Source organism: Vibrio sp. 10N.222.46.A1, assembly GCF_041473595.1.
Lineage (GTDB): Bacteria > Pseudomonadota > Gammaproteobacteria > Enterobacterales > Vibrionaceae > Vibrio > Vibrio tasmaniensis_A.
In genome coordinates this window covers 1-2,183 of the sequence record NZ_JBFRSN010000726.1, presented here as the reverse complement: position 1 = coordinate 2,183, position 2,183 = coordinate 1, and the positions used below count along the sequence as shown (strand labels likewise).

General features: G+C 43.1%; 3 protein-coding genes. All 3 read left to right on the top strand.

Annotated features, from left to right (window positions below; genetic code table 11):
* Positions 1–484 (top strand): OmpA family protein (locus AB4496_RS19180; RefSeq protein ID WP_372131642.1); only part of this gene is annotated, 484 nt, incomplete at its 5' end.
* Between the two features lie 156 nt (positions 485–640).
* Entirely contained in the window at positions 641–1,741 is a 1,101-nt protein-coding gene (locus AB4496_RS19175) for a tetratricopeptide repeat protein (protein WP_009846482.1), read from the top strand.
* Between the two features lie 165 nt (positions 1,742–1,906).
* Positions 1,907–2,095 carry a hypothetical protein gene (locus AB4496_RS19170; RefSeq protein WP_048659540.1) on the top strand — a complete coding sequence of 63 codons (189 nt, stop codon included), beginning with the start codon at positions 1,907–1,909 and terminating at the stop codon, positions 2,093–2,095.
* The last annotated feature ends 88 nt before the right edge of the window (positions 2,096–2,183 follow it).

Here is a 2,183-nt window from a genome sequence, read left to right as displayed (position 1 = left end):
GCGTGCACTCATCGGCGCAGCAGGTGGCGCCGCAGTTGGCGGTGGTATCGGTTACTACTTTGACCAGCAAGAAGCTGCACTTCGTGAAGAACTCATGAACTCAGGCGTTCAAGTAGAGCGTGTTGGTGAGAACCAACTTCTACTTCGCCTAGAGAACGGCATTGGTTTCGATTCTGGTTCTTACGCTTTAGAATCAAGCATCCACAAAACACTTCGCGGCGTTGCGCGCATCTTAGTTGAATACCCAGACACTAGCCTAGTGATCGAAGGTCACACTGACAGCACGGGCAGCGAGTCTTCTAACCAAGTTCTTTCTGAGCGTCGTGCTGAATCGGTTCGTGCATTCTTGATCTCTCAAGACGTTGCTGCAGGCCGTGCCATTGCTCGTGGTAACGGTGAACGTTACCCTCTATGTGACAACAACACCTCTCAAGGTCGCGCTTGTAACCGTCGCGTAGAAATTCAAATCTTGCCGCTTAAGTAGCACGATTAAAGCCCAGTTCGTCTTTATCTATTGAATTAACCTCTATATAGTTGCTTATCGTCGTGTTGCTTGTTCAAAGTCACACGACTAACTAACAACCGTAAATCGTATTCATACTGATATACCAACTCTGGGCTTTTTTACGAGACTTATCTATTGTTTATCCTATCCAACTTTCTGCCATCATCAATTCTCAGAACTCTATTTTTTGCCCTCATCTTTTCTACAATACAGTTCTCTACTGCACACGTCGTTCATGCAGAAAGCAACGTTGCATTCTCGATAGAATCTCAACCTCAAGGTCCAGTTTCTCAATACCAACTAGCTCAAGCTTATGAATCAGGTAATGATGTCCCTTTGAGCACCAACGATGCATTTTATTGGTACTCGCAATCCGCAGAAAACGGCAATGCAGATGCGCAATTTAGGCTGGGTGAATGGTACTTGGCAGGATCAGGTGTAGAGCAAAGCAACAAGCTAGCTTTAGAATGGTTTATTAAATCAGCCTTACAAGGTAACCAACGCGCGCCTATCGAAGTCGCAAAGCTCTACGAATCCTCACTTGAGGAAGAACTCCTAAAACCATTAGATGAAGCACAGCTATGGTATGAAGCGGCCTTAAAAAACAATCCAACAGCCGAAGATGGCTATAACCGTATTCTGGAAGCGCAATTCAACCAGCAACGTGCCAAGCAGATCTCTTCGATTGAGAAGCTCAATGACAACGTCATTGCTGAAAGCAGCACGAATCAGAGGCTATCTAATCCAGAGCGAGCAAGTAGATCCCCTTCTTATCTGCCCTCTAGAGAGCAGGTAACACGTTCTAACCTAACGTATTCAGACTATCTAATTGGCACAGCCTTAGCCGTGTTGATTTCAATTGTCAGCATTATCATGACTCTGGTGATATCAAAAAGAAGACACGCTCTAAAATCGGGTGAATTGGGGCAACAAAAGCAGACACTTGAAGCACAGCTTAGCTCGAAGGACTTCACTATTAAGCAGCAGAAACGTCAGCTGCACACGATATTCCATGAGTTAAAAAAACAGAAAAATGACAACAGCCTGAACAATTTACAAGTAGCCTGCGCTCTATTTGGGTATACACCTAGCTCAATTCCGAATCAAAAAAGCATTAAAATTCGATATAAACAGCTATCCAAAATCTACCACCCAGATGGTTACGGGTGTGACGAAGAGATGAAACGTTTGAACAATTCGCTAAAAACCATCCTTAAGAGTGTTACAAAAACGTAAACAACCAAGCAAACTCGATTTCCAAAGTCGCAAAGATATCGATTTTATTAGTACTGCAATCGATCCCCCTCTCAAAAACAGGTAACAAACTATTAACTAATGAGTCTTACTTGTGTCATAATTTGCGCCGAAAATACACCTGACTTAAACAGGTGAGGAGAGAATATGTTCACAATAGAAGGCGTTTGTGATTGGTGCAAAAAGCCAAGCCTAGTTAAAAAGCACGACTACCTAGATGGTAAGTGTCATCATGCATGTCAAGAGTGCAATGATATGGCCACCATTGATGTTCGCCAGTTCAATATTGGTGAAATGGAAATGAGAGCAAAACTCTCCCAAGCGACATTGAGATAAGCAACACCGTTGAAATATAAGAAAGCGCCTAAGGCGCTTTTTTTGTATCTGAGATTTATCTTCTTATCTTCTTATCTTCTTATCTTCT